Annotated in this window: 20 protein-coding genes and 1 pseudogene; 10 read left to right on the top strand and 11 right to left on the bottom strand. The window is 50.0% G+C overall.

The genetic code is table 11. From position 1 onward, the window contains the following. Positions 1 to 7: 7 nt before the first annotated feature. Positions 8 to 892, bottom strand: coding sequence for a DMT family transporter (locus HA51_RS23490; protein ID WP_084937478.1), 885 nt, complete (start codon positions 890 to 892; stop codon positions 8 to 10). A 190-nt stretch (positions 893 to 1,082) separates the two neighbouring features. Between HA51_RS23490 and HA51_RS23485 the strand changes: the two genes are divergently transcribed. Continuing rightward, positions 1,083 to 1,802: a glutamine amidotransferase gene (locus tag HA51_RS23485; protein WP_084937475.1), complete on the top strand. Its 720-nt coding sequence runs from the start codon at positions 1,083 to 1,085 to the stop codon at positions 1,800 to 1,802. Here HA51_RS23485 and HA51_RS23480 read toward each other — a convergent pair. Next, positions 1,790 to 2,353 (bottom strand): class I SAM-dependent methyltransferase, encoded by a 564-nt coding sequence (locus tag HA51_RS23480; RefSeq protein ID WP_084937472.1) that lies wholly within the window; start codon positions 2,351 to 2,353, stop codon positions 1,790 to 1,792. The genes HA51_RS23485 and HA51_RS23480 overlap by 13 nt on opposite strands. A gap of 401 nt (positions 2,354 to 2,754) precedes the next feature. Between HA51_RS23480 and exaC the strand changes: the two genes are divergently transcribed. Both exaC and HA51_RS27235 read left to right on the top strand, forming a co-directional pair. Continuing rightward, a complete protein-coding gene (exaC, locus tag HA51_RS23475; RefSeq protein ID WP_084937470.1) occupies positions 2,755 to 4,275 on the top strand; it encodes an acetaldehyde dehydrogenase ExaC in 1,521 nt (506 codons plus the stop codon). A 404-nt stretch (positions 4,276 to 4,679) separates the two neighbouring features. After that, positions 4,680 to 4,844, top strand: a complete 165-nt coding sequence (locus HA51_RS27235; protein WP_169718798.1) for a hypothetical protein — start codon at positions 4,680 to 4,682, stop codon at positions 4,842 to 4,844. A 79-nt stretch (positions 4,845 to 4,923) separates the two neighbouring features. On the opposite strand, the gene fumA is transcribed toward HA51_RS27235, so the two are convergent. Both fumA and HA51_RS23465 read right to left on the bottom strand, forming a co-directional pair. After that, positions 4,924 to 6,567, bottom strand: coding sequence for a class I fumarate hydratase FumA (gene fumA, locus HA51_RS23470; protein ID WP_084937468.1), 1,644 nt, complete (start codon positions 6,565 to 6,567; stop codon positions 4,924 to 4,926). A gap of 164 nt (positions 6,568 to 6,731) precedes the next feature. After that, positions 6,732 to 8,243 carry an anion permease gene (locus HA51_RS23465; protein ID WP_084937502.1) on the bottom strand — a complete coding sequence of 504 codons (1,512 nt, stop codon included), beginning with the start codon at positions 8,241 to 8,243 and terminating at the stop codon, positions 6,732 to 6,734. 607 nt (positions 8,244 to 8,850) lie between these two features. On the opposite strand from HA51_RS23465, the gene HA51_RS23460 reads away from it, so the two are divergent. Beyond that, positions 8,851 to 11,631 (top strand): flavocytochrome c, encoded by a 2,781-nt coding sequence (locus tag HA51_RS23460; protein ID WP_084937465.1) that lies wholly within the window; start codon positions 8,851 to 8,853, stop codon positions 11,629 to 11,631. 344 nt (positions 11,632 to 11,975) lie between these two features. Next, a complete protein-coding gene (locus HA51_RS23455; protein ID WP_084937463.1) occupies positions 11,976 to 12,941 on the top strand; it encodes an FAD:protein FMN transferase in 966 nt (321 codons plus the stop codon). On the opposite strand, the gene dcuR is transcribed toward HA51_RS23455, so the two are convergent. The 4 genes from dcuR to HA51_RS23435 all read right to left on the bottom strand — a co-directional run bounded on the left by dcuR (position 12,935) and on the right by HA51_RS23435 (position 16,567). Beyond that, the gene (gene dcuR / locus HA51_RS23450) at positions 12,935 to 13,654 is read right to left on the bottom strand and encodes a two-component system response regulator DcuR (RefSeq protein WP_084937461.1); all 720 of its coding nucleotides are present in this window, start codon (positions 13,652 to 13,654) and stop codon (positions 12,935 to 12,937) included. The two genes, HA51_RS23455 and dcuR, sit on opposite strands and share 7 nt — an antisense overlap. Beyond that, positions 13,651 to 15,282, bottom strand: coding sequence for a sensor histidine kinase (locus tag HA51_RS23445; protein ID WP_084937458.1), 1,632 nt, complete (start codon positions 15,280 to 15,282; stop codon positions 13,651 to 13,653). The genes dcuR and HA51_RS23445 overlap by 4 nt, the downstream gene beginning before the upstream one ends. A gap of 117 nt (positions 15,283 to 15,399) precedes the next feature. Beyond that, positions 15,400 to 15,936, bottom strand: coding sequence for a peptide-methionine (S)-S-oxide reductase MsrA (gene msrA / locus HA51_RS23440; RefSeq protein WP_084937456.1), 537 nt, complete (start codon positions 15,934 to 15,936; stop codon positions 15,400 to 15,402). A 64-nt stretch (positions 15,937 to 16,000) separates the two neighbouring features. Further along, positions 16,001 to 16,567 carry a flavin reductase family protein gene (locus HA51_RS23435; RefSeq protein ID WP_169718797.1) on the bottom strand — a complete coding sequence of 189 codons (567 nt, stop codon included), beginning with the start codon at positions 16,565 to 16,567 and terminating at the stop codon, positions 16,001 to 16,003. 106 nt (positions 16,568 to 16,673) lie between these two features. Here HA51_RS23435 and HA51_RS23430 point away from each other — a divergent pair, with 106 nt between their 5' ends. After that, positions 16,674 to 17,177, top strand: coding sequence for a P-loop nucleotide/nucleoside kinase family protein (locus HA51_RS23430; protein WP_084937453.1), 504 nt, complete (start codon positions 16,674 to 16,676; stop codon positions 17,175 to 17,177). Positions 17,178 to 17,191: 14 nt separating this feature from the next. On the opposite strand, the gene HA51_RS23425 is transcribed toward HA51_RS23430, so the two are convergent. From HA51_RS23425 to HA51_RS23410, 3 genes are all read right to left on the bottom strand, one after another. Beyond that, positions 17,192 to 17,620, bottom strand: coding sequence for a hypothetical protein (locus tag HA51_RS23425; protein WP_084937450.1), 429 nt, complete (start codon positions 17,618 to 17,620; stop codon positions 17,192 to 17,194). Between the two features lie 512 nt (positions 17,621 to 18,132). Then, a complete protein-coding gene (proP, locus tag HA51_RS23415) occupies positions 18,133 to 19,641 on the bottom strand; it encodes a glycine betaine/L-proline transporter ProP (protein ID WP_084937445.1) in 1,509 nt (502 codons plus the stop codon). A 595-nt stretch (positions 19,642 to 20,236) separates the two neighbouring features. Then, a complete protein-coding gene (locus tag HA51_RS23410; protein ID WP_084937444.1) occupies positions 20,237 to 20,839 on the bottom strand; it encodes a hypothetical protein in 603 nt (200 codons plus the stop codon). Positions 20,840 to 21,505: 666 nt separating this feature from the next. On the opposite strand from HA51_RS23410, the gene umuD reads away from it, so the two are divergent. The 4 genes and pseudogenes from umuD to HA51_RS23390 all read left to right on the top strand — a co-directional run bounded on the left by umuD (position 21,506) and on the right by HA51_RS23390 (position 24,879). Next, positions 21,506 to 21,928, top strand: a complete 423-nt coding sequence (gene umuD / locus HA51_RS23405; protein ID WP_084937442.1) for a translesion error-prone DNA polymerase V autoproteolytic subunit — start codon at positions 21,506 to 21,508, stop codon at positions 21,926 to 21,928. Beyond that, positions 21,928 to 22,029: pseudogene (locus HA51_RS23400) on the top strand (Y-family DNA polymerase); the annotation flags it as partial. The gene umuD and the pseudogene HA51_RS23400, both read left to right, overlap by 1 nt. A gap of 71 nt (positions 22,030 to 22,100) precedes the next feature. Further along, on the top strand, positions 22,101 to 23,258 hold the full coding sequence (locus HA51_RS23395; protein ID WP_084937436.1) for a tyrosine-type recombinase/integrase: 1,158 nt from the start codon (positions 22,101 to 22,103) through the stop codon (positions 23,256 to 23,258). A gap of 10 nt (positions 23,259 to 23,268) precedes the next feature. After that, complete coding sequence (locus tag HA51_RS23390; RefSeq protein ID WP_084937433.1) at positions 23,269 to 24,879, top strand: hypothetical protein; 1,611 nt, start codon at positions 23,269 to 23,271, stop codon at positions 24,877 to 24,879. Positions 24,880 to 24,885 lie beyond the last annotated feature (6 nt).

The raw sequence follows: 24,885 nt of genomic DNA, 5'->3' as shown, positions 1-24,885 counted from the left end.
AGTCGATTTAACGGCGACGCAACCGCGGGAAACGCGCGTGCATTCGCAAATTACGCAGGTTGATAACCGCAATCGCCGTGCCTAACACCACTAATGAAGCACCCAGAATTTTGAAGCTGTTCATACTATCGCCCAGCACCAGTACGCCCATTAAGACCGCTAAAACTGGCGTGAGTAGCGAATAGGGCATGATCAGATTGACGTTGTACTTTTTTAGCAGTGCGTACCATAGGGTATAGGCCACAATGGACGAGGCTAGCGCGCTATAAAGAATGCCAAACCAGCCGCGCCAGCCAGCATGGCTCAGCGCATAAAACTGCTGCGACTCAGTGAGCCAGGAGGCAGCACCGACAATCGGCACGGCGAGAAAAGAGATCCAGCCGGTGAGCGTGAGCGGTTTAATCGGCGGTGATTTCTTGACGATCATATTGCTGATGGCCCAGCCAAAGGCACTGCATAGCAGAATACACAGCACCCACCATGCGGGAATCGTCGGGCTGCCTGACAGCACTGCCACGCCACTGAGCGAGATCGCGATACCAAACAGCTGTACCAGACGCAGCTTCTCTTTCAGCACCACCATCGCCAACAGCATGGCAATGGGCGTACCCAGTTGCACGACAATCGCGCCCGTTCCGGCATCGGTATAGCGCATGCCGACAAACAGCAGAGAGAAGTGCATGAAACCAAAGGTGAAGGCAAGGGTAAGCAGCCATGGCAGTTGCTCGCGCGTGATGCGACAGAAAGGCACCAACACAATAGCCACCACCACAAAGCGCATCCAGGTGAGAAACAGCGGCGGAAGCTCCAGGAGTCCCCATTTTACCGCCACGTTATTGAAAGCCCAGATGGAGACCACCATCAGAACCATAAACAAATGCCGCACTGCCACAATGTTATCCTTTACATGAAAGGGGAGAATCACCGGTTAATCATGGCACGAAGCCATTCACTTCTGTGACATTGTGCAAAAATATTTTTCGATATCGCATGAGCATATGCAGGAAAAAAATAAGACAGGTCACTGATTTCCTGTCAAAGTGGATGTCCGAAAGCTGACTCCGTTAAGGAATGAATTCGGAATGACACATGCCCGCGCTTTACCTCTTGCCTTGATTCAACTCGAAGTGCCGCCACCGCAGGTTGTGGCGCAAATTGGTGAACAACCCGTCTGGTTTATCGATGCGCTGCAATTGCAGCCTGATGACTATGTCATTGTCCGTCCACACCTCGGCGAAGAACTGCCGACGTTCGATCGCGTCAGCGGCGCGATTCTCAGCGGTTCCTGGGCGATGGTCACCGATCATGCCGACTGGAGCGAGCGCACTGCAGCGTGGATTCGCGGCGCGCTAGAAGCTGAGCTGCCGTTGTTGGGGGTCTGTTACGGCCACCAGCTGATGGCGTATGCGCTGGGCGGTAAAGTGGGCGATAACCCGCATGGTTGGGAGCGTGGTTTGAAAACGCTGACGCACAATACCAGCCGCGATCCTTGGTTAGCTCCGCTGCCTCAGTCGTTTCAAGCGTGGCTTTCACATCGCCAGTCGGTGATCACGCCGCCGCCGCACGCTGAGGTGCTGGCGCATTCCGATCTTGATGGCTGCCAGATTTTGCGTTACTCCCCGCAGGCGCTCTCCGTGCAGTTTCACCCTGAATTCACTCGTGACATTATGACGGCCTGCTTACCGGATGGCCTCCGAGATGATGGTGCAGAGGTGACCGGGGAGGATTGGTCGCGCGAGTTGCTGCGCCGTTTCTGGTTACAAACGCGGCCGCAGCCGCGCGTGCAAGCTCAGGGTGCGTAATGCCGTGTGCAGCGATAAACCCAAGCGGGTGGCATGTTTTTAAGCACCCGCTGGCGCTGCCAGGTGAAGTAGCGTGACAGCGTCGGCTGGGTAAGCGAGGTGTATTGAAACTGCACAAATACGCCACGCGGGCCCAGCACATCGTGTACCGCGCTAAGGATCGCTTCACGCGTTTCTGGCGGCAGTGATAACAGGGGTAACCCGGAAAAGATCACATCATATTCGCCGGACAAATACTCGGCGGAGCAGGCACGCACTTGCATGCGCGGGTCGGTCCAGCCGCGCAGGTTCTCAACCAGTTCCGGGCTAATTTCAAACACATCCAGCTGCGCTTGCGGAGACATTCTGTCCAGAATGTGGCGAGTTAGTACACCGTCCCCGGCACCGAGTTCGGCAATACGCAGGCTGTGATCCCAGTTGGCGGCATCGCACATGGTGCGGCACAGCGCAGCAGAGGAGGGCGTGATGCTGCCCATCTTGCGCGGGTTTCGAATAAATTGCTGAACAAAGTTCGCTTTGGCGCGCATCAACGTCAGGGCTGAAGCCAACATCTCTTTCTCCTGATGAGTATCCTGTTTCATATTGACCAAAATCATTGCGCTTGTTTCGCTTTTCGCTGCGAATCAGTCAAAACTCGGAATTATCCGCAACGAAGCGGGAGGTTTACGCGTATTTCAGATGCGCATAAATGCGCATCCTACGAAAACCCTGCACGATGGTCGTAGGGTTGCCATTTATGGCGACCGAAAAAATGTTGTGACGAATGCTTCTCCTTAAATGGCAACCTTGGTTTAACACCTGTGCTAAATCTCAAAACAACAATCCCGGAATTTTCCTTCGATGCGGTCACAGTTTCCCGCTCTGCGATCTGACAGGCTGACATTGATCGATCAATGTTAATAACAGGTTTCATAGTTGTTATTCGCCACCCTGTCCCGCAAGGAGAAACACCATGCGTTACGCTGCTCCGGGAGAACAAGGTTCTCTCATCACTCTGCAATCGCGTTATGGCAACTTTATCAACGGCGAATTTGTTGCGCCGGTGAATGGTAATTACTTCGTCAACACCACACCGATCAATGGTTCCACCATCGGTGAGTTTCCGCGTTCCGATAAAGCGGATATCGATAACGCCGTGGCGGCAGCACAGGCCGCCGCTGATGCTTGGGGCAAAACCTCACCGCAGGCACGCTCGCTGGTGCTGCTGAAAATCGCCGATCGTCTGGAAGAGAAACTGGAATATATTGCGGTCAATGAAACTTGGGATAACGGCAAGCCGGTCCGTGAAACGCTGGCAGCAGACCTGCCGCTGGCGGTGGATCACTTCCGCTATTTCGCCGGTTGCGTGCGTGCGCAGGAAGGTACCGCCGCAGAAATCGATGAATTCACCGCCGCTTACCACTTCCACGAACCGCTGGGTGTGGTTGGGCAAATTATCCCGTGGAACTTCCCACTATTAATGGCGGCGTGGAAGCTGGCGCCAGCATTGGGTGCCGGTAACTGCGTGGTGCTAAAACCGGCAGAGCAAACGCCGCTGTCGATTACGCTGTTTATGGAAGTGATCAAAGATCTAGTGCCACCAGGCGTGATTAACGTGGTACACGGTTACGGCAAAGAAGCGGGTGAGGCACTGGCCTCACATCCGGGTATCGCCAAAATCGCCTTTACCGGTTCTACAGCAACCGGCGGTCACATTCTCGAACTGGCGGCGAAAAGCCTGATCCCATCTACCGTCGAGCTGGGCGGTAAATCCCCGAACATCTTCTTCGAAGACATCATGGACGCGGAAGAGAGCTTCATTGAAAAAGCGGCAGAGGGCGTGGTGCTTGGCTTCCTTAACCAAGGTGAAGTCTGTACCTGTCCGTCGCGCGCGCTGGTGCAGGAATCGATCTTTGAGCCGTTTATGGCGGCGGTGATGAAACGTATCAAAACCATTAAACGTGGCGATCCGCTGGACACCGAAACCATGATTGGTGCCCAAGCGTCCCAGCAGCAGTTCGATAAAATCCTCTCTTACCTGGAGATTGCGCAGCAAGAGGGTGCACAGGTGCTGCACGGCGGCGGAGTGGAGAAAATCGGTGAAGCGTTCGATAGCGGCTACTACATCCAACCCACGCTGTTGAAAGGCGATAACAGCATGCGCGTCTTCCAGGAGGAGATCTTCGGGCCGGTAGTCGGTGTGCTGACCTTCAAAGATGAGGCAGAAGCCCTCGCCATCGCCAATGATTCGATCTACGGCTTGGGCGCAGGCGTCTGGACGCGTGATATCAATCGTGCTTACCGCATGGGCCGTGCGATCAAAGCCGGGCGCGTGTGGACCAACTGTTATCACCTCTATCCAGCGCATGCGGCGTTTGGCGGCTACAAAAAATCGGGTATCGGCCGCGAGACCCACAAAATGATGCTCGATCACTATCAGCAAACCAAAAACCTGCTGGTGAGTTACAGCACCCAACCTCTCGGTTTCTTCTAAGCCCGCTGGCAGCGGGTCACACCGCTGCCATTTTTGTCATATGCCACTCTGGGCTGCTGGAGCCCAGAGTGGGTTCGTCCAGCGCGATCGGCGCTTCACACCGGATAATCCTGTTTTACTCACATGGCGGTGACCGTCGTGCGGCGAATCTAGCCTGATTATCCGGCGCTTAAACTGGATACGCAGCTACCACGTTGACGTGATCAGATGACTGGCGAACAAGATTGGCCCTGAATTGTACTGCGCATTCATCATCACCGTAAGAAATGTGCGTTACTTCTTTAATCTGACTGTCATTTAGCCGTGCCACAGTGCCAACATCACGAAAGCAGAATATTCCGCTACATTTTCGCCACAATTTGTCGATATTAAGCACTGTGGACACGGACTTTTAAGGAGAAAACATGAACACACTGTACAACTTTCAGGAACAGCATGACGACGTGCTGGATGCAGATGACCAACATATCATTACCGTGAATTTGCCGGGTCGTCAGGCGATCTACGTGATTGGTCAGAATGATGATGATGCCGATATGCTGTTAGACGTGCAACTCGGTGGAATGTAACTACCGCGCAGGTCCCAACCCATAAAAAAATCCGCAGCCCTTAGCCGCGGATTTTTTGTTTTTAACACGGCTTAAAGGCTTACTTTACGCAGGCTGAACACTGATTGTGAATCTGCTGGAAGAAGTCATTACCCTTGTCATCCACCAAGATGAATGCCGGGAAGTTCTCCACTTCAATTTTCCAGATCGCTTCCATTCCCAGTTCTGCATACTCCACGCACTCGAGGCTCTTGATGCTCTGTTGCGCAAGGACGGCTGCTGGGCCACCGATACTACCCAGATAGAAGCCGCCGTGTTTGTGGCATGCATCAGTGACTTGCTTACTACGGTTACCTTTCGCCAGCATCACCATGCTGCCGCCGTGTTCCTGCAACAGATCCACGTAGGAGTCCATACGGCCAGCGGTGGTAGGACCGAGTGAACCGGACGCGTAACCCTCTGGAGTTTTGGCCGGACCCGCGTAATACACCGGGTGATCCTTGATGTACTGCGGCAGACCTTCACCGTTGTCGATGCGCTCTTTCAGCTTGGCGTGAGCAATGTCACGCGCCACGATGATGGTGCCATTCAGTGAAAGACGAGTAGAAACCGGATACGCCGACAGCAGGGCCAGTATTTCGCTCATCGGTTGGTTCAGATCGACATTAACCACTTCACCTTCGCCCTGCTGACGCAGTTCCTCCGGAATGTAGCGTCCTGGATTGTCTTCCATCTTCTCAATCCAGATACCTTCACGGTTGATCTTGGCTTTGATGTTACGGTCCGCAGAGCAAGATACGCCCATACCCACCGGGCAGGATGCACCGTGGCGTGGCAGACGCACCACACGGATATCATGCGCGAAGTACTTACCACCAAACTGCGCACCCAAGCCCAATTCCTGTGAGGCTTTCAGCAGTTCTTGTTCCAACGCCACATCACGGAATGCCTGGCCGTGTTCGTTACCTTCGGTCGGCAATGAATCGTAATAGTGGGTGGATGCCAGCTTAACGGTTTTCAGCGTGCTTTCTGCTGAAGTGCCGCCAATGACGAAGGCGATATGGTATGGCGGGCACGCGGCAGTACCCAGCGACATCATTTTATCGACCAGGTAGTTCTTCAGCTTGGCCGGGGTAATCAGCGCTTTGGTTTCCTGATACAGATAGGTTTTGTTGGCTGAACCGCCACCTTTGGCAATGCACAGGAATTTATATTCGTCACCATCCACGCTATAGAGATCAATCTGCGCGGGCAGGTTAGTGCCGGTGTTGACCTCTTTATACATATCCAGCGCCGCGTTCTGCGAGTAACGCAGGTTGTCTTCGATAAAGGTGTTATAGACACCTTGCGACAGCGCAGCTTCATCGCCGCCACCGGTCCAGACGCGTTGACCTTTCTTGCCCATGATAATGGCGGTGCCGGTATCCTGGCAGGTGGGCAGTACGCCTTTGGCGGCAATTTCCGAGTTACGCAAGAACTGTAGGGCAACGTACTTGTCGTTTTTACTGGCTTCGTCATCCGCCAGAATCGCGGCAACCTGTGCCTGATGCGAGGCGCGCAGCATAAAGGAGGCGTCATGGAACGCCTGCTTAGCCAGCAGCGTCAGCGCTTTAGGATCAACTTTCAGGACCTCTTCACCATCGAAATTTGCTACCGACACGTAATCGCGGCTCAGCAGATAGTATTCGGTATCATCTTTGGCGAGAGGAAAGGGATTCTGATAATAGAAGGGTTTGTTCGACATGTTGGCTCACTTAGCTTCGTGTCGCCCGTCAGAGTGGCTGGCGACAAATTATGCGATCTGTTTTTTGATTTTCTCTCGCCAGCCCTCCGCAGGGGCTGACTGGCGAGCATCATAACACTTTCACGGTACTGCGCGGCTCCGTTTTTAACATCGGAGCAACATCATCAGAAGATCATCACCATCCATGGGTAGGCAATAACCATCAGAGCAACCAGGAACAGACCACCAAAGATGGTGCCGAGGCGCCAGTAATCTTTGGTTGGCAGGTAGCCGCTACCGTAGTAAATCGGGCTTGGGCCAGTGCCGTACGGGGTGATAATACCCATCACACCCAAGGACACACACATCATTAAGCAGAATACCGGCATGTTGATGCCAGGAATGGAGGCGGCGATGGTCAGCATGGCGGGCAACAGTGCAGTCGTGTGCGCTGTAGTACTGGCAAACAGATAGTGCAGTAGGTAGAAGGCGATGAGCAGCACCACTGCAGAGACCTGGGGATCATAGCCCTGCAACAGCATCGCCCCTTCTTTACCTAACCAGGCGATAAAGCCCACACGCGCCAGACCATCGGCCAGCGCCACCAGAGTGGCGAACCATGCAAAGGTGTTCCACGCCGCTTTATTACTGGTGATGTCATTCCAGTTCAGCACGCCGGTCCACAGCATTAATACGATGACAAGCAGAGCAGCCATCGCCGGTTCAATCCATGATGCAGCGAAGATCCACATCATCAGTGCTGAGACCACGAATATCAGCAACAGAATTTCATTGCGGGTCAGCTTGCCCAGCTTCGCCAGTTCAGCGGTCGCCCAACGTGGCACTTCATCATTGACTTTCACTTCCGGCGGATAGAGCCAGTAGGCCAGCAGCGGCATGATGAGAATCAACAGCACGCCCAGCGGCAGGAAGGCGAGGAACCACATGCCCCACGAGATTTCAAACCCGACGATGCTTTTTACCAGCGCAATCGCCAGCAGATTAGGCGCTAACGCCGAGAGGAACATCGAGCTGGTGATACACGCGGCGGTAATCGCGACCCACATCAGGTAAGAACCAATCTTACGCGCGCTTGGGTCGTTGGGTTTTGAGCCGTACAGCGGCGGCAGGTTAGCGATGATCGGGTAGATGGTCCCGCCGCTGCGCGCGGTGTTGGACGGCGTAAACGGTGCCAGCAACAGATCAGCGAAGGTGATGGCGTAACCGAGCGTCAGGCTGCGGCGGCCGAGATATTTCACCAGAATCAGCGCTAGGCGGCGACCGAACTGGGTTTTATCGTAGCCGGCGGCAAACATAAAGGCACCGAAGATTAGCCAGACGGTGGAGTTGCCGAAGCCGCTCACTGCCCATTTAAACGACTGCGCCGCGGTTTTGAACTTGGGATCTGCCAGCTCCGCCGGGCTAAACAGTACCCATTGGCTGAACAGTGAAATGACCACCACGCCGGTCAGGCCGATAACGGCACCTGGCAGCGGTTCAAAGATCAGTCCCACAATCACGCCAACAAAGATGGCAAAGAAGTGCCATGCATAAGGTTCCAGCCCGGCAGGGGTAGGGACCAGCAGCAACAGCACCGCCACAATGATTGGCAGGCACAACATAAGCAGGCGATTCTTTTTCCCCGGCGCCGCAGGAGGCACTACGGGGGAGGCACTCTGGGTTGTTTGTGTGTTCATAGTTTTGGTCTGCAAGTTAGAAAGAATGCGATTGATCGTCACGGACACACTGTTTTTTTACTTTCAACATGCGTGCAGCAGATGAGCCGTAACAATTTAAACTTTGCTCTTAAATGAATCTTTACTTTGCAAATTCGATACGCGAATTATCAATTGAATGCAGCTATGATGCGATTAATTAAAATATCTATTTTGATCTAGATCAATAAAAAATATGCACTCTTTTTTAGTTTTTAATCTTTGCTTTTTATTTATCTTTATGTCTGCTGTGGATTAAGCGCTGCACTTTAACGAAACGCAAAAAATCAAGCAAAATGAGGAAGGTGGATGGCTTTTATCTTTATGATAGTACTACATTTGTTTTAAAGGTAAGGAAAAAGTTGATTTTTGTCAAGTCTTGGTCAAAACTTAGCGGAGCGCCAATTCCAGCAATGAGCATCAAATATTAATTTTTATCGTAAAACTTATATAACTAACAATCTGGGTTATGTAATTAAATAAAATGGTATATTTGCGCCATGAAGTCGGACCACTTAAATAATTATAAATACTCTCCGAACTGCCAAAGAATTGAATACACAATTTCTTAATTCTGGAGTTGCTCATTATGAATACGCTCACCCCGATCCTCAACCCGCTCACGCTACCGGACGGTGCGGTGCTGAAAAACCGTCTGGTTATGGCACCGATGACCACCTGTACCGGTTACTTTGATGGCGGTGTCACCAGCGATCTTGTCGAGTACTACCGCGTGCGTGCGGGCAGCATCGGTACGGTCATCGTGGAATGCTGCTTTATTGATAACCGTGGTCCTGCCTTCCCCGGCGCACTGGGTATCGACAGCGACAACAAAATCGCCGGCCTGGCAAAAATCGCACATGCCATCAAATCCCAGGGTTCAAAAGCCATTTTGCAGATTTACCACGGCGGCCGCATGGTGGAACCAGCGCTGATTGGCGGTAAAACTCCGGTCGCTCCAAGCGCCATTGCTGCACCGCGTGAAGGCGCCACCAAGCCACAAGCGTTGACGGCGGAAGAAGTCGACGTAATGATCACCAAATTTGGTGATGCGGTAAACCGTGCGATCAAAGCCGGCTATGACGGCGTGGAGATTCACGGAGCCAACACTTATCTTATCCAGCAGTTTTACTCACCCAACTCTAACCAGCGTGATGACAAGTGGGGCGGCAGCCGCGACAACCGCGCACGCTTCCCGATGGAAGTGCTGGAGATTACCCACAAAATGGCCGATCGCTTTGCGGCGGCTGACTTCATCATTGGCTATCGCTTCTCACCGGAAGAGCTGGAAGTCCCCGGCATCCGTTGGGACGACACGCTGTACCTGCTGGAAAAACTGGCGGCGCGCGGTCTGGATTATGTGCACTTCTCGGTTGGGCAGCTGCTGCGCCCATCGATTATTGACACTCAAGACCCTACGCCACTGATTACTAAGTATCTGGCTGAGCGCTCTGAGACCTTGGCAAAAGTGCCGGTGATTGGTGTCGGCGGCGTGGTGAATAAAGAAGATGCGGAGAATGCGCTGGCGCACGGCTTCGACTTGGTGGCGGTGGGTAAAGCCTGTATTGCCTATCCGGACTGGGCCGATCGCATCATCAAAAATGAACACATGGATCTCTACATCGACAGCACCAAGCGTGAAGCGCTGACGATTCCAGAACCGCTGTGGCGCTTCTCGCTGGTGGATGCAATGATCCGCGACGTCAGCGATGGCCATCGCAAATACAAAGCCGGTGTTTATCAAGCCAAAGTGGAAGCCGAAGCGCTGAAGTTGAAAATCAACGTCACGCTCGACACCGACCGTATCACCGACATTTCACTGGTGCCGGATCCAAGCCTGGATGTGGACTTTACCAGCACCTTTGAAAGCCTGCGTGAACGCATGTTGGTGGCCAACAGCCCACACGTGGATGCAATTACCGGCGCGACCACCCAGAGTGAGGCGCTGAAAAAAGCGGTATCACGTGCGCTGACCACCTCCAGCAAAGAGTATGTGATTGACGAGGGCGGCAACCCGAATGCGCCGGTCAATTACGATGTGGTGGTGATCGGTACGGGCGGCGCAGGTCTGGCGGCCGCGATTCAGGCGCACGATGACGGCGCGCGCGTGGTGATTATCGAGAAGATGCCCACCATCGGCGGTAATACCATCAAAGCATCGGTGGGTATGAACGCCGCCGAAACGCGTTTCCAGAAACTGAAAGGCATCGAAGACAGCAAAGAGCTGTTCTATGAAGAGACGCTAAAAGGTGGCAAGTTCAAAAACAACCCGGTGCTGCTGCGCGAATTCGTCGAGCAAGCGCCGGAAGCGATTGAATGGCTGGCGGCGAAGGACATTGAACTGTGCGATATCACCATCACCGGCGGTATGAGCATTGACCGTACGCACCGCCCAGAGGATCGCTCTGCGGTGGGTGGCTTCCTGATCAGCGGCTTGGTGAAGAACGTCAACCAGCGCGAGATTGAAGTGCTACTGGAAACCTCGGTGGCAGAGATCCTGATGGAAAACGGTGCCGTGACCGGCGTGAAAGTGGTCGATGAGTATAACGACAGCCGTATTCTCAATGCTAAGAGCGTGATTGTCGCTACCGGTGGTTTCAGTGCCAACCGTGAGATGGTGGTGAAATATCGCCCTGAGCTGGATGGCTTCGTCACCACCAACCACAAAGGTGCCACCGGCAGCGGTATCGCCATGTTGCAGAAAATTGGCTCGGATACCGTGGATATGGGCGAGATCCAGATTCACCCGACGGTTGAACAAACCACCTCGTATCTGATCTCAGAGGCGATGCGTGGCGGCGGTGCCATTCTGGTGAGCCAGGCCGGTCACCGTTTCTACAATGAGATGGAAACCCGTGACAAAGTCTCTGCTGAAATCATTGCGCTGCCAGAGAAAAGCGCGTGGATCGTGTTTGACGAGCAGGTGCGTGCCAATAACAAAGCGGCTGACGAGTATATCGCCAAAGGCTTTGTGATCAGCGCGCCAACGCCGCACGAGCTGGCGGTGAAACTCAACATGGATCAGGAAGCGCTGCAAACCACTCTGGGACGTTACAATGAGTTTGTGATTAACCAGAAAGATGAAGATTTTGGTCGCACCACGGCGCTGCGTCATCCGCTGAACCAGGGGCCTTACTTCGCAATCCGTATTGCCCCAGGCGTGCATCACACCATGGGTGGCGTTACCATCAACACCGATACTTCGGTACTGGATGCGCAGAAACAGGTGATTCCAGGCGCATGGGCAGCGGGTGAAGTGGTCGGGGGTATCCACGGTGCTAACCGTATCGGCGGTAACGCGGTGGCGGATATCATCATCTTCGGTATTAAAGCCGGCCATAACGCGGCTAAGCTGGCGTTAGGTCATTAAAAGGCAGAAGGTCACCATGAAGCGTGTCATGCTTGTCACTTGAGCGTGTTTCGGTCGCCATTAATGGCGACCCTACGTTGATCGGTGCAGTGCGTATTAATGGTGACCTTAAATGAGTTGGGCGCGCATTAATGGCGTCGTACGTTGATCGGTGCAGTGCGCATTAATGGTGACCTTAAATGAGTTGGGCGCGCATCAATGGCGTCGTACGTTGATCGGTGCAGTGCGCATTAATGGTGACCTTAAATGAGCTGGGCGCGCATTAATGACGTCCTTAAATTGTTCGGTGTGATTTTTCGTAGGGTGCGCATTCATGCGCACCTTGCTCCATTGTTGAGGCGCTCATGATTTCAGACGCTGGCGTCTACTCCTACTCTGCCGTACTCATGGGCTCGCCCATTCTGCTCAAACTGTTTGATGACAATCCCACCTTAGCTCGGCAGGTGTTCCAGCTGATCAAGCAGCAGGAAAACCTGTTCACGGTGAACCGCGCTGAATCGGAAGTGATGTCGATCAACCATGCCGCAGGGCGCCATCCGGTGCGCGTCAGTGAGAGGGTATTTCAGCTGATTAGCGTGGCGCACGCCGTGAGTGTGATGCCAGGCAGCGCTTTCAATTTCACCATTGGTCCGGTGGTTAAACGCTGGAAAATTGGTTTTCAAGGCCGTGAAGTCCCACCCGCCAGCGACATTGCCGCACTTCTGCCGTTCACCGATCCGCATCAGGTGATCCTTAACGCTGAGGATCGCACCGTGTTCCTGCAGCAGGCAGGCATGGAGATCGATCTCGGCGCCATTGCCAAAGGCTATATCGCGGATGTGGTGCAGGCATTTTTGCGTCAGCAAGGCGTGCCGCACGCACTGATCAATCTGGGCGGTAACGTGCAGACGCTTGGCGCGCCGCCGCACGATCCACAAGGCTGGAGTATCGGCCTGAAAAAGCCGTTTGGTCGCGATGACGAGTTATTGGGGGTGTTGCAGGTGCAGGGAAAATCGGTGGTGACATCGGGTATTTACGAACGCTACTTCGAGTTGGCAGGCAAGTGCTGGCATCACATCTTTGATCCCAAAACCGGCTACCCGCTGGATAACGAACTGTTAAGCGTGACGGTCATCTCCGATCGTTCGCTGGATGGCGATATCTATACCACGTTGCTGTATGGCATGGGGGTGGATCAGGGGCTGGCCTATCTCGCCGACCAGCCCGATCTCGATGCGATATTTGTCACGCGCGACCACCAGATCATCTGCTCTACACCGCGCCATTTCCACTTTCAGCAGCGCGATGTCAGCTGGCAGCTGCGTTACTGACAGTACTGTTGTAGCAGCGAGTGATATTCCGGCTGTAAACGATAGCGGTATACCGGACGACCGGTGGCGCCGTAGTGAATACTGGTAAACAAAATATTAATCTGCGCGAGCCAAATCAGATATTTACGGCAAGACACGCGCGAAATGTTGACTTCTGCTGCCAGCTCATCGGTAGAGAATTCGTGGCCGGGATGGGCATCGATCCACTGACACAGCGTGCGCAGCGTTTGCGGCGTTAACCCTTTTGGCAAACGTTTATTATCGTGCTGGGTGGCTGGGCTACCATGAATCAGTAAATCCACATCCGACTGCTGATAGTAGTGCTGATTGTCCATCAACGACTTCTTCTGCCGCCAGCTGGTCAGCGCCTCTTCAAAACGCGGGAACTGGAACGGTTTAATCAGGTAATCCACCACGCCGTAGTGCAGCGAGGTTTTGATATTCTCCGCATCGGCCGCAGACGAAATGATGATCACTTCTACCTGGCTCTGGGCTTGGCGTAATTCAGGCAACAGATCGAGGCCATTTTCCTGCTGCATGTAAATATCCAGCAGCACCAAATCAATCGGCGTATCGCTGTTGAACAGGATCTCTTTCGCCTGTTGCAGGGTTGAAGCGGTGCCGCAGCAGTTAAAGCCTTGCACCTGACCGATAAAAGAGCGGTTCAGCTCGGCGACCATGGCGTCATCGTCGACCACTAACACGTTGATCATGCGGATTGGTTTCCTCCATCCCAGGGAAGTTGTACTAAAAATTGCGTAAACACGCCAGGTTCTGACTCTACACTCACGCCGCCACCGAGATTGTCCGTTTGCTGTTTCAGCAAGAACAGGCCCACGCCGCGATTTTCACCTTTGGTCGAGAAGCCCTTGTCGAAAATAGTGGCGAGATTCTCTGGCTCAATGCCTGGGCCGTCATCGCTCACTTCGCATGCCAGCCAACCGTTTTGATAGTGCAGCATCACGTGAATTTCGCCTTCGGTCTGCTCACTCAGTGCATCAATGGCGTTTTCCACCAGATTGCCAATCACGGTGATCAGTGCAGCCATCTGGTCTTCATTGCCGCTGTCTGGCACAAAGCTGGCATCGCTGATGGTAAGGCGATGACCGCAATCCGAAGCGCGGTTAATCTTGCTCAGCAGAAAACCGGCGATCACTGGCGACTTAATTTTATCCAGCAAATAGCCAATCTCGGTCTGGTAATTATTGGCGGTTTTCAGGATATAGCTCTCAACCTGCGCATAGTTTTTCATGTGTAGCAGGCCAAGAATCACGTGCAGCTTGTTCATAAATTCGTGCGAGCGCTCACGCAGCGCATCGACGTAGTTTACCATGCCGGTCAGACGCTGCATCAATCGGCTGATTTCGGTCTTGTCCCTGAAGGTACACACCGCGCCAATAATCCGCCCTTGACTGCGCACCGGCACCGTATTGCTCAACAGCAAGCGACCATTCACATTCAGCTCTTCATCCCGACGTGCGCGACCGCTGTGCAGCACATCTTGCAGATGATGGTTGATCACCGAAGCATCATCGATCCCTTCGGCGCTGAACAGGCCGTCTGACAGCGGATCGTTAAGCAAAGTGCGCGCAGCCTGATTCACCAGCGTCACCTGCGCCTGGTCATCCATCGCCACCACGCCTTCTTTTACTGAGTTGAGGATCGCCTGACGCTGCTCAAACAGCGTGGAAATCTCGTAAGGTTCGAGGCCAAATAAAATGCGTTTCAGTACACGCACTAATACTAACGTACCGACGGCGCCCGCCAGCGTACCAATCAGGATGGTCCAGAGGATACTCCAGCGGCTTTCGTTGATTTGATCGGTGACCGCATCCAGTGAGATACCAATCGCTACTACGCCTATTTGCCGGTCCTCGGCGTTATACACCGGCGTGAAGACGCGCAGTGCTTTTGCTAGCGATCCTTGATTAACGGAGACGTTTTCATGACCGCGCAGGGCAGGTTCGATATCTTCGCCAATAAAGTGTTTGCCAACCAGCTCAGGATTACGGTGTGAATAGCGGATGCCGTCCATGTTGGTGACGGTAATGAACAGCAGATTATTGCTCTCTTCAACGGCCTTGGCGATGGGTTGGACGTTCGCCGTCTCCGCGGGCAGGGTAAGTGCATGCTGGATCTCTGGCGACTTCGCCAGCGTGCGCGCCACGGCCATGGCTTTATCTTCTAATTGAGCGCGCGTAGAGGCACCAATCTGAAAGAAATAGAACATGTGCACGCTGAGTAGCACCATGACAATCACCGCGCTGAGCATCAGTGTCACCAGCGTATTGAGTTTCATAGGGCGCTTGCGCGCGGGGATTGCGGGTTGTGGCGTGCCCATCATCGCTCCCGAAGAGAAGAGGGCGCTATTATGACGGTTAAATGTAAAAAGGTCGTCATAAATGACGACCTTTCATGGCGATGAGCGGCCGGGATGCATCGCACCCCAAGGGCAGGATTAGCCCTGTTTCACGCGATTCGCAAAACTCTTACGCAGTTTCTGCAATTTCGGTGGGATCACTGCCATGCAATAACCATTGCGCTGACCGGCACCATCCCAGTAATCCTGATGATAATCTTCGGCGGAATACCACTCTTGCAGCGGCTCAATGGTGGTCACCACCGGCACGTTCAGTTCCGCTTGTGCACGTGCAATCGCGGCAATCGCTTCTGCTTCCTGCTCAGGATTGGCGGGGAAAATCGCTGAACGATATTGGGTACCGACATCGTTACCCTGACGGTTTAGCTGGGTTGGATCATGCGTGGCAAAGCTGATATCCAGCAAATCGCCATATTTCACTTGCTCGGGGTCGAAACCAACACGGATCGCCTCAGCATGTCCGGTCGCACCGCTGCATACTTGCTCATAAGTGGGATTCGGGCGCTCCCCGCCGGTATAACCACTTTCGACTGACTCCACGCCAATCACATCTTTGAACACTGCTTCGGTACACCAGAAACAGCCACCGGCGATGACCGCATATTCGGTTGCCATTGTTATTACTCCTGTCAGGTCGAAAGCATTACTGTGAGGGCGCTGTAGCGCGATTTCAACAGACTCAAATTAACATTTCTGGCTTAAAGTCTTGATGTTTGTCGAGCACGCTATTGCTCATAACGGTAAAACGTCCTTCGCCAGTGTAGTGCAGGGTGGGTGGAAATTCCGGTTGCGTGGCGACATGCGCTTTAACAATCTCGAAAATGAACAGGTTGTAGTTGTTCACCATGGAGTCGTCATACAGCTGGCATTCAAAGCTGGCAAAGCATTCGTCGATTAACGGCGCATTGACCACGCTGGCAGGCTCGGGCGTGAGTTTAAAGGCATCGAACTTATCGATGCGATCGCCATGGCTGTTACCAATTGCGACCACGCTATCGATCAACGCCGCCGATGGCACATTGATCACGCACTGACCGCTTTGCCGAATCAGCTCGTGGCTGTAGTTGCCACCAGCGATCATGCAGCCCACCAGTGAAGGTGAAAACTCCAGAATGGTGTGCCAGCCGAGCGTCATGATGTCGTGGTGATCTTCAAATTGGGAACTCAATAACACCACCGGACCGGGCTCCAGATATTTCCGCGCCTTGCTGACCGGAAAATCAATTTTGTGCAGGCGTTGACTCATCGTGTCTCTCCTCATGTTGGCTGAGATAGCTTAAGTGTAGCTGCCAGGCTTTACTGGACCGGCATTTCACGGCATGTTAGAGCGTCATTTTATCTGGAGCTGGCTAATGGAATCTGCGTCTGTGCCCACATCTCGTCCTGTCTTACATCTGCTGTGCGGCAAAATTGCCGCGGGAAAATCAACGCTGGCCCATCAGCTGGCGCAACAGACGGGTGCCGTGATCATCAGCGAAGACGCTTGGCTGTCACATTTGTTTGCGGAAGAGATGCAGGATGTCAGCGACTATGTGCGCTGTGCGGGCAAACTGCGCAATGCGATGACGCCACACTTAATCGCCTTGCTACAACGTGGCGTGTCTGTGGTGCTGGATTTCCCAGCCAATACCGTCAACCAACGGCAGTGGATGACAGCGGTGATCCAGAGTGCTCAGGCCGAACATCAGCTGCATTTTCTCGATGTGCCAGATGCGGTGTGCAAGAGCCGTTTGCATGCGCGCAATGCCTCGGGCAATCACGACTTCGCGGCGACGGATGCGCAATTTGAAGTGATCAGCAGCTACTTTGTCGCACCGCATGTGGATGAAGGCTTTAATGTGGTGGTGCACGGATAAGCGGATGGAGCTGGCTATTTATTGAGTTGATTGATGATTTTCTTGAGGGTGTTGTAAGGACCTTCGAGAATCATGCTATTGCCATCGTTGCGGATATAAATGCGCTGAGACTGAAAGCGTGTCAATTTCGCTACCTGAAGCTCATAGTAGTCATGGTCCGTTTGTCTGTACTTATATTTGTTTAAAACGGTGACTAATTCGTCTGTGTAAATGGGTGATTTAATCGTGAGTTCCGATATGTTGGTAAGCCAAAAGTTAACGAGGAGTCCGCTAATCATGCCAGAAAACCCGCCGATAACATTACCATGAGAAAATAGCGGTAAAATCCATTTAATGATGACTGAAAATAGCATCATGGTGAATACAAAAAATAAAACTCTAAAGCTGTCTTTCTGCCATTGAGCTTTCAGATTAAGTCTGTGAATTGAATAGTTGAATTTCAATTTTGAGTTCCTTTCAAAATATTCTCTCGGTGTGTCCCGCGAATGGTGGTTTCAAAATCTATTTTTTCACTAAATACTTATAGAAGAACCAGCTGAAGAAGATTGCTTGAATATAAACTGAGATTAGGTGCCAGTAAGCGTGAGGCTTCGTGCTGGAGAGCACATCGGATGTCTGAATAATCGCATTACAGACATAGATAGAAATGAGAAAGATGGCAATAACCTTGGTTAACTTTGTTGATAATTTCGTCATGAAAAATTCCCTCCTTGGTGATGTGGCTTACCTATTCCCTCTGCGAATGTACCATCGTTTAGCGATGATGATAATGGAATATTCTGCATGGGATTTATAGCCATGTAGAATTTAAGTCTTTAGTTACTGAGTTTCATTATGGACGTGTTCTCCTCGAATAGAGGACTGCCTTGATGATTTTTAGGTTGAGCAGGCTAGTTTAAAGCTGTGATTATACGACTGAGAAAAACCGCTACCAGTGAGGTAGCGGTGAGTATCATTACTTGACGATGTCAGGATGCTGAGCGACTAAATCCCGGCGCTTGTTTTTGAGCACTTCAATTTTTTCATCAATGTCCTCGATACGCTCTTCAATACCATCATGATGCTCTTGTAATAACTCTTTAGCTTCTTCAAGAGAAGAGGCTGCAGGTGTATCGCCATAGAGAGGCTTGTTAGCCGTTTCTCTCACTGTAATACCTGTCACTACGCCAATGACGCCCACGACCATTAGATACCAGGCTGGCATGTACAGATTGCCTGTTACTTCAACTAACCAGGCGGTAAGTGTCGGGGTAATACCCGCAACCAGAATAGAGATGTTATAAGTGCTCGCTAAGGCACTGTAACGAACCTCTGTAGGGAACAGCGCCGGTAAAGTTGAAGCCATCACCCCTATCAGGCAGTTCAAGATTACGGCCTGAATCAATAACCCAAAGAAGAGGGCCACTAAGCTGTGATGGGTTATCAGCATAAAGGACGGGATTGAAAATAAAACCATTGCCGTGCTGCCGATAATGATAAATGGACGACGTCCAAATTTATCACTGAGCAATCCCATCACGGGCTGAACAAAAAGCATCGCCAGCATAATGACAACAATAATCAGGACACCGCGGTCCTCTGAGTAATGCAGATTATGTGTCAGGTAACTCGGTACGTAAGTCAGCAACATGTAATAAGCCACATTGGTGGTAATCACGATTCCGATGCAGGAGATCAGATTCCGCCAGTGTTTACGCGCTATGTCTTTAAAGGGGACTGAGGGCCCTTCACTGAGCCCCTGTTTGGAGCCCTCTTCAAGTGAATCAATATGCTTCTGGAATGCCGGAGTTTCTTCGAGCGCATGACGCAGATACAGACCCACTAATCCTAATGGCAGTGCCATAAAGAAGGGAATACGCCAGCCCCAGTCATTAAACGTTTCCTGCCCTAATATTGTCGTCAGTAAGACAACAATCCCAGCACCACACACGAAACCCACCAGTGAGCCGAAATCTAACCAGCTACCCAAAAAGCCTCGTTTCCTGTCAGGGGAGTACTCTGCAACGAAGATGGAAGCGCCGGTATATTCTCCCCCGACAGAAAAGCCCTGTACCATTTTCGCGATGAGCAGCAGAACCGGCGCCCAGAAGCCGATGGTTGCATAAGACGGGATTAGGCCAATGCAGAAGGTGCTGAGTGTCATCAGAATAATGGTGATGGCCAGAATTTTTTGGCGACCGTATTTGTCACCTAACGCCCCAAAGAACATGCCACCTAAAGGTCGAATGATGAAGGGAACGGAGAAGGTGCCTAACGCAGCGATAATCTGAATGCCCGGTGAAGCATCGGGGAAGAAAACCTTACCCAGTACGGCTGCAACATAACCATAAACACCAAAATCAAACCACTCCATGGCATTGCCCAACGCGGCGGCGGTAATGGCTTTCTTTAAACGCGCGTCATCAATAATGGTGACGTCCTTCAGGCGCATGGGTTTAACTTTTTTACGTCTAATGCCTAGCATTTTTGTTCCTTTGAAATCCGAGACCCTTGGTTAAAAATCAAACAATTTAAACAGGTTGCAGAGTGTTTACTTGCCTCTGTGGCTGTTTGAACGGATTAAGGATAGACATAAATTTACAAACTGCCTGAGAACATTGAATTGTTGCCATTATTTCTCGTTTGGGTGGGGGAGTAGTGATGATAAAGATGCGAGATAAAGATGAGTTGTTGCGTATATGTGTGGTTTTTATCGTTGGTCGATTTAGGTTATGGCGGGACGGAAGAGGGGATTTTACACACTGGCAAATATTTGCAGACGAAAATGCCACGGTGTATTTATTAGGAGAGGAGTCGGCCTGCCTTAAGACCTAAAGGCGTTTGATCTAAGAATTTTCAGGTACGAATATAGTCCAAATAAGACAGTGTTCATGGTGGTGACGGGACGTTGAACTCACAGCGAAAAGTGGATATTCAAAGGCGTGAAACCATTTCGATAAAAAGACATCTTTGGAAGCCTCAATGTTATTTGAAAGCTTTTCGATGTCGCCTAATTTATTTTTAATAAAAACTGATCGTCAATGTCAATTAAAAAGGGTTAGATTACGGATTGCGTTATTCTAAAATTTCCCTTTGCATATATCTGACTTTGATAAGATATCATCGTCTCGACAGGCATTCTTAATTGCATTAACTTCATTGCCTTGGGCGAGAGGAGTCCAGTAGTTATCAACGACCATGTACTTTTGTCTTCTGTTAGTATCTCTGATCATAAGAAAATCCAAAGCTCGTTCAATATTCCTTATGACTTTGTTGTTAGAGCTTGTTTTATAATCAGCGTATACAATTATGGCCTCTGGAGTCATATAATTTCTTGCTGTGAGAGGAGGAATACGAAAGCTAACTTCTGACTTTGCTTCCAATACATAGCCATTCATTTCCTTATATTCAAAGGCAGGCATATAGGTAGAGTTCCCTCCTGGCAAAGTGATGCTATTTCCAGAAACAGTACCATAAACGGGCTTGTTAATTTTGAATAATATTGGCTGACCAAATTCAGGGGAAATCCTAAATTTATCAATTACTTGATTTGTAGAGCTTTTATTTATAAGTTTAAATTCATACCCTCGATCAAAAGATTGAATGTATTTGACCTGAACATCTCCTGTAAAGAAATCAAAAAGATAGCTGCTAAATACAGGTAAGATACCTATTGCTGCCAACCATAGGATGATTTTATTTGTTTTTCTCAGAGGGTTCCATTTTGTTTTGATCTTTTTTTATTATTTTTCGGTGTTCTCTGTTGTCTTTTATTTTTTTTCATTGCCATTTTATTTAATAATTACACTTTAATGATTGCTTATCTTGTCATGGATGAGACAGGAAGGTTACTAGGGTTTTTGTTATATTACAATATGTTATTAATAATGTGTCGTTAAAACATAATTTCATTTTCTACTTATGCTAATTAATTTGATCTCTCTTAACATACTGCAGAAATCATTCACGCATCTCCAGAGCAAAGACTCAATCAGCCCTGCAAATGCTAAGTTCATAAACGATACATGGCACATCGTAGTGCTGTTCTATCGGGAGAGTCATCTCCATAAATCAACCTGTCACGTTGTAAGCGACATCCGCTCCTGGCAGATATCACCTTCCATCCTCCAGCGACATCGACTTTCCCCCACCCGGCGGCAAGCCAAACAGCCCGCTGGTTGCACCCAAGGTGAAGATGGGTAGGGTAGCCATTTCGCCGTTAAAGATAGTCAAAACTAAATCTCCTTTCCTTCCAGTCATTTTGCAAAACGACGTGGAAGCGGGGCTTGATCAAACAAGGGGGATTAGTAATACTGTGTTTATATACAGTAAATTTAAAGGCCATTAACATGGTGTTTTATCAACCGGCGGAACTCCGCGCCATCCTCAATTTTCCCTTATTTATCAGCCGTGTGCCGTGCGGCTTTCCGTCACCGGCGCAGGACTACGTTGAGCAGCGTATTGACCTCAATGATCTCTTGGTCAGTCATCCCAGCGCCACCTACTTCATCAAAGTTAGCGGTGACTCAATGATCGAAGGTGGCATCAGTGACGGCGATATGCTGATCGTGGATAGCGCGCAGAAACCTGAGCAGGGGGATGTGGTGGTTGCCGCCATTGCGGGGGAGTTTACGGTAAAGCAATTGATGCTGAAGCCATATTTACATCTTAAACCGATGAATGCCACGCACGCGATTATTCCCATTCCTGATCCAGACTTGTTTGAGATATTTGGTGTTGTCAAACATGTCGTCAAAACGTTGAAAATGTAATGTTCGCCTTGGTGGATGTGAACTCATTCTATGCTTCATGCGAGACGGTCTTCAGGCCCGATCTCAGGGGCAAACCGGTGATTGTCTTAAGCAACAACGATCTGAGTGGTGAGAAACGTTAGTTAACCCTATGCTTTTAACATCATCTTATTCTTGATGGCGTGGGTGTGATATGAGGCTTGTATTTGCAACTCAAGATTTGACACTGGCTAACCGCTCCTTCGAGGGCTTTCCATTGCTGATTGGAGCAGATGGGTGGCCAGTTCAGCCAGCACAATCCTTTCTTTGGCACATCCTCATCGAATCAGGTGAATCACTAAGCACTCTGACCTGGGAAGCATATGGTCGGCGTTTGTATGACTACTTTGCTTTCTTGGAAGCCAATACGCTAGCCTGGAATGATGAAACCCCAGCTCACGGCCTCAGCGTTCTTTCGAGATACAGAGATTGGTCAATCGGCGAACTAGCGCTTAATCCGCGTACTGTTAACAACCGTCTGGCGTTGATTGTGAGATTTTATCGATGGGCGAAGCTGAACAACCTAATAAAGGTGCTGCCTTTTGGTGAGAAAAAAACTCATGTTGTTCCCCACGCAGGTCTTTTAAGCCATGTAACTCGGCCAGGAAAAGAAAGAAGTAAGATTTCATTAATGCTCCGCGAGCGAAAACGTCTAATAAAATTATTGACCAAAGATCAAGTCAAAGTATGCCTTGCCTTAGATGCCGATCCAAGCCATCAGATACTGTTCCACCTCATGGTGCGAACTGGACTTCGCTCCTGTGAAGCCAGATCTTTTCCTCTCAAATATGTGTTTAATCCCAGGTTGAAGAATGGGCTGCGCCATGGGCAGATGATAAGCGTTGCTCTAGATCCTTCAGATATGCAAATTAAGTATGACCGACCCAGAATCATTGATGTGCCTTGGTCGCTAATGGAAGACATGTGGTCTTATTCCCTTCATCAACGTGAGATGCGTAATTCTAGGAGAGATGGAAGTGTTACCGCGTTATTACTCACAAATGAAGGAAGGCAATACTCAAAAGATGCTGTCGTAGACATTATGAAGTCCTACGAACGTAAGTGCGGTTTCTATGTACGTGCCCATATGCTGCGTCACACCTATGGAACATATACTTTGCTTGCCCTCCGAAAAACTCAAGAATTTGAAGGTGAGCCACTAATGTATGTAAGAGATCGGCTGGGCCATTCAGATGTTCAAACAACGATGATCTATTTGCATCTTATCAATCAACTGGAAGCTCAATCCGTACTTGCGTATGAAGATGAAATTGACATGATGTTTATGGCCACCTCCATTAATCACGACTGAGGTAAATATATTGGCTCAGAAAAAGAACTATAAGGCAGTTCTGCAACCAGGCACTAAAAATTTAGAACCTGCCGTTGAAAATATCAAAATTGACTTACCAAGAAACCCGAGAAACCATAGGCAGATTGATCATTCTCAATACTTGGGTCTGGGTTTTGACGCTTGGGCAATTCAAAGCATTCATGTTATCAGAGCATTATTACAAGGAGGTAATTTTTCTGTCGCCACTTTAATTGGCTATTCGGGAACAGGATTGAAAAACTTTATGAAATTTTTAACTGGAAATATAATTGAATCTCCGCCTGCTACGCCAAGTGCTCTGACAAAACGCCACGTGCAACGTTATATATCTTGGTTGAAAATTAAATACCCAAACGGTTCGACGGCTAAGGATTATTATACAAGCCTCAAGTCACTGATTATTATTATGGCGGATTATGGGTTTATAGAAAACGTTCTTGACGAGCTCCTACCGCCTAATCCGTTCCCCAATAATGCGAAAAGTGCAAAAGATGCAGATCCGTTTACCATGAGTGAGATGCAAAGGTTGCTTAGTGCATTAAAGTGCGATTTTATTGATATATATAAAGGCACGTTTCTTGGTAATGAAGCTGAGAAAATGACAGTACTACTACTAATAACGGCTGCAAGGTCCGGTCTTAATACAACACCATTATTAGAGATGGAGAGAGACGCTTTAACACCACATCCGTTTCTACCAAATCTCAAACTTATTAACACTATCAAGCGTCGTGGAAAAGGTGCTCAGAACAAAACAATACGTCAAACAAATCTGCTGGATGAATATAGCTCCATTCCACTTGATGGGGTTGCAGTCTTGAATAAGGCACTTGCAATCAGCAAACCGCTTGTGGAGCTGGCATCAGACGAGATTCGTTCATATATATGGTTATATCGCTCAGGACAACGTGGGGGTGAGAACAAAATTGTTGCTCTTAAACCCAGTGCTTTATATATGTGTAGCAAAAGTATTTGTGAGCGTCATTCACTCCAAGATGATCAAGGAAATAGACTGAATGTCACTCTTAGTCGTCTGCGGAAAACAATGGAAAGCCGCCTATGGAAATTGAGTGGTGGAGACATCATCGAAGTGTCTTCGATTATGGGACATACCCCACAAGTTGCAGATAATCACTATTTGAAAATAAACGATGAAATCAAGACTGAGGGCGCGGTTTTCATCGGTGAGACTTTCCCTGATAAACTTCGTGGCATCACCATTACACCGACCCCATCAGGAGGTTGCAAAGACAGTCTTTATGGCAGTCTGGCGCCTATGGATGGCATCAATCATTGTTCTGAATTCATTCACTGTCTTGCTTGTCCTAGCTATGCAATTGTAGGAACTTTGGAGGATTTATACAGGCTGTTCAGCTACCAACAATTTTTATATGCCGAAATAAAATACTTTCTTACTGATGAGTGGGATGCATGGCGTAGGCGGCAGTTTAATTTTATTAAGTTAATAGATGATTTCACATCCCGAAAGTTCGATCTTGCGTTGGTCTTGCAAGCAAAGACTAAAGCTGAATCCTCTCCACACTTGTTCTGGAGTAAAAAGATCGAGTTCATGAAGAAAAAACTAGGTGGTGAAATATGAGCACAA

It is taken from the genome of Pantoea rwandensis, assembly GCF_002095475.1.
Classification (GTDB): Bacteria; Pseudomonadota; Gammaproteobacteria; order Enterobacterales; family Enterobacteriaceae; genus Pantoea; species Pantoea rwandensis.
This window is presented reverse-complemented; position numbering and strand designations above follow the sequence as displayed.

Bases quoted from the DNA above. Each gene is read 5' to 3' on its own strand.
- proP (WP_084937445.1), bottom strand. From the start codon at position 19,641: ATGCTAGGCATTAGACGTAAAAAAGTTAAACCCATGCGCCTGAAGGAC.
- exaC (WP_084937470.1), top strand. From the start codon at position 2,755: ATGCGTTACGCTGCTCCGGGAGAACAAGGTTCTCTCATCACTCTGCAA.
- HA51_RS23480 (WP_084937472.1), bottom strand. From the start codon at position 2,353: ATGTTGGCTTCAGCCCTGACGTTGATGCGCGCCAAAGCGAACTTTGTT.
- HA51_RS23465 (WP_084937502.1), bottom strand. From the start codon at position 8,243: ATGAACACACAAACAACCCAGAGTGCCTCCCCCGTAGTGCCTCCTGCG.
- HA51_RS23460 (WP_084937465.1), top strand. From the start codon at position 8,851: ATGAATACGCTCACCCCGATCCTCAACCCGCTCACGCTACCGGACGGT.
- umuD (WP_084937442.1), top strand. From the start codon at position 21,506: ATGGTGTTTTATCAACCGGCGGAACTCCGCGCCATCCTCAATTTTCCC.
- HA51_RS23430 (WP_084937453.1), top strand. From the start codon at position 16,674: ATGGAATCTGCGTCTGTGCCCACATCTCGTCCTGTCTTACATCTGCTG.
- HA51_RS23435 (WP_169718797.1), bottom strand. From the start codon at position 16,567: ATGAGTCAACGCCTGCACAAAATTGATTTTCCGGTCAGCAAGGCGCGG.
- msrA (WP_084937456.1), bottom strand. From the start codon at position 15,936: ATGGCAACCGAATATGCGGTCATCGCCGGTGGCTGTTTCTGGTGTACC.
- HA51_RS23485 (WP_084937475.1), top strand. From the start codon at position 1,083: ATGACACATGCCCGCGCTTTACCTCTTGCCTTGATTCAACTCGAAGTG.
- HA51_RS23395 (WP_084937436.1), top strand. From the start codon at position 22,101: ATGAGGCTTGTATTTGCAACTCAAGATTTGACACTGGCTAACCGCTCC.
- HA51_RS27235 (WP_169718798.1), top strand. From the start codon at position 4,680: ATGAACACACTGTACAACTTTCAGGAACAGCATGACGACGTGCTGGAT.
- dcuR (WP_084937461.1), bottom strand. From the start codon at position 13,654: ATGATCAACGTGTTAGTGGTCGACGATGACGCCATGGTCGCCGAGCTG.
- HA51_RS23445 (WP_084937458.1), bottom strand. From the start codon at position 15,282: ATGGGCACGCCACAACCCGCAATCCCCGCGCGCAAGCGCCCTATGAAA.
- fumA (WP_084937468.1), bottom strand. From the start codon at position 6,567: ATGTCGAACAAACCCTTCTATTATCAGAATCCCTTTCCTCTCGCCAAA.
- HA51_RS23455 (WP_084937463.1), top strand. From the start codon at position 11,976: ATGATTTCAGACGCTGGCGTCTACTCCTACTCTGCCGTACTCATGGGC.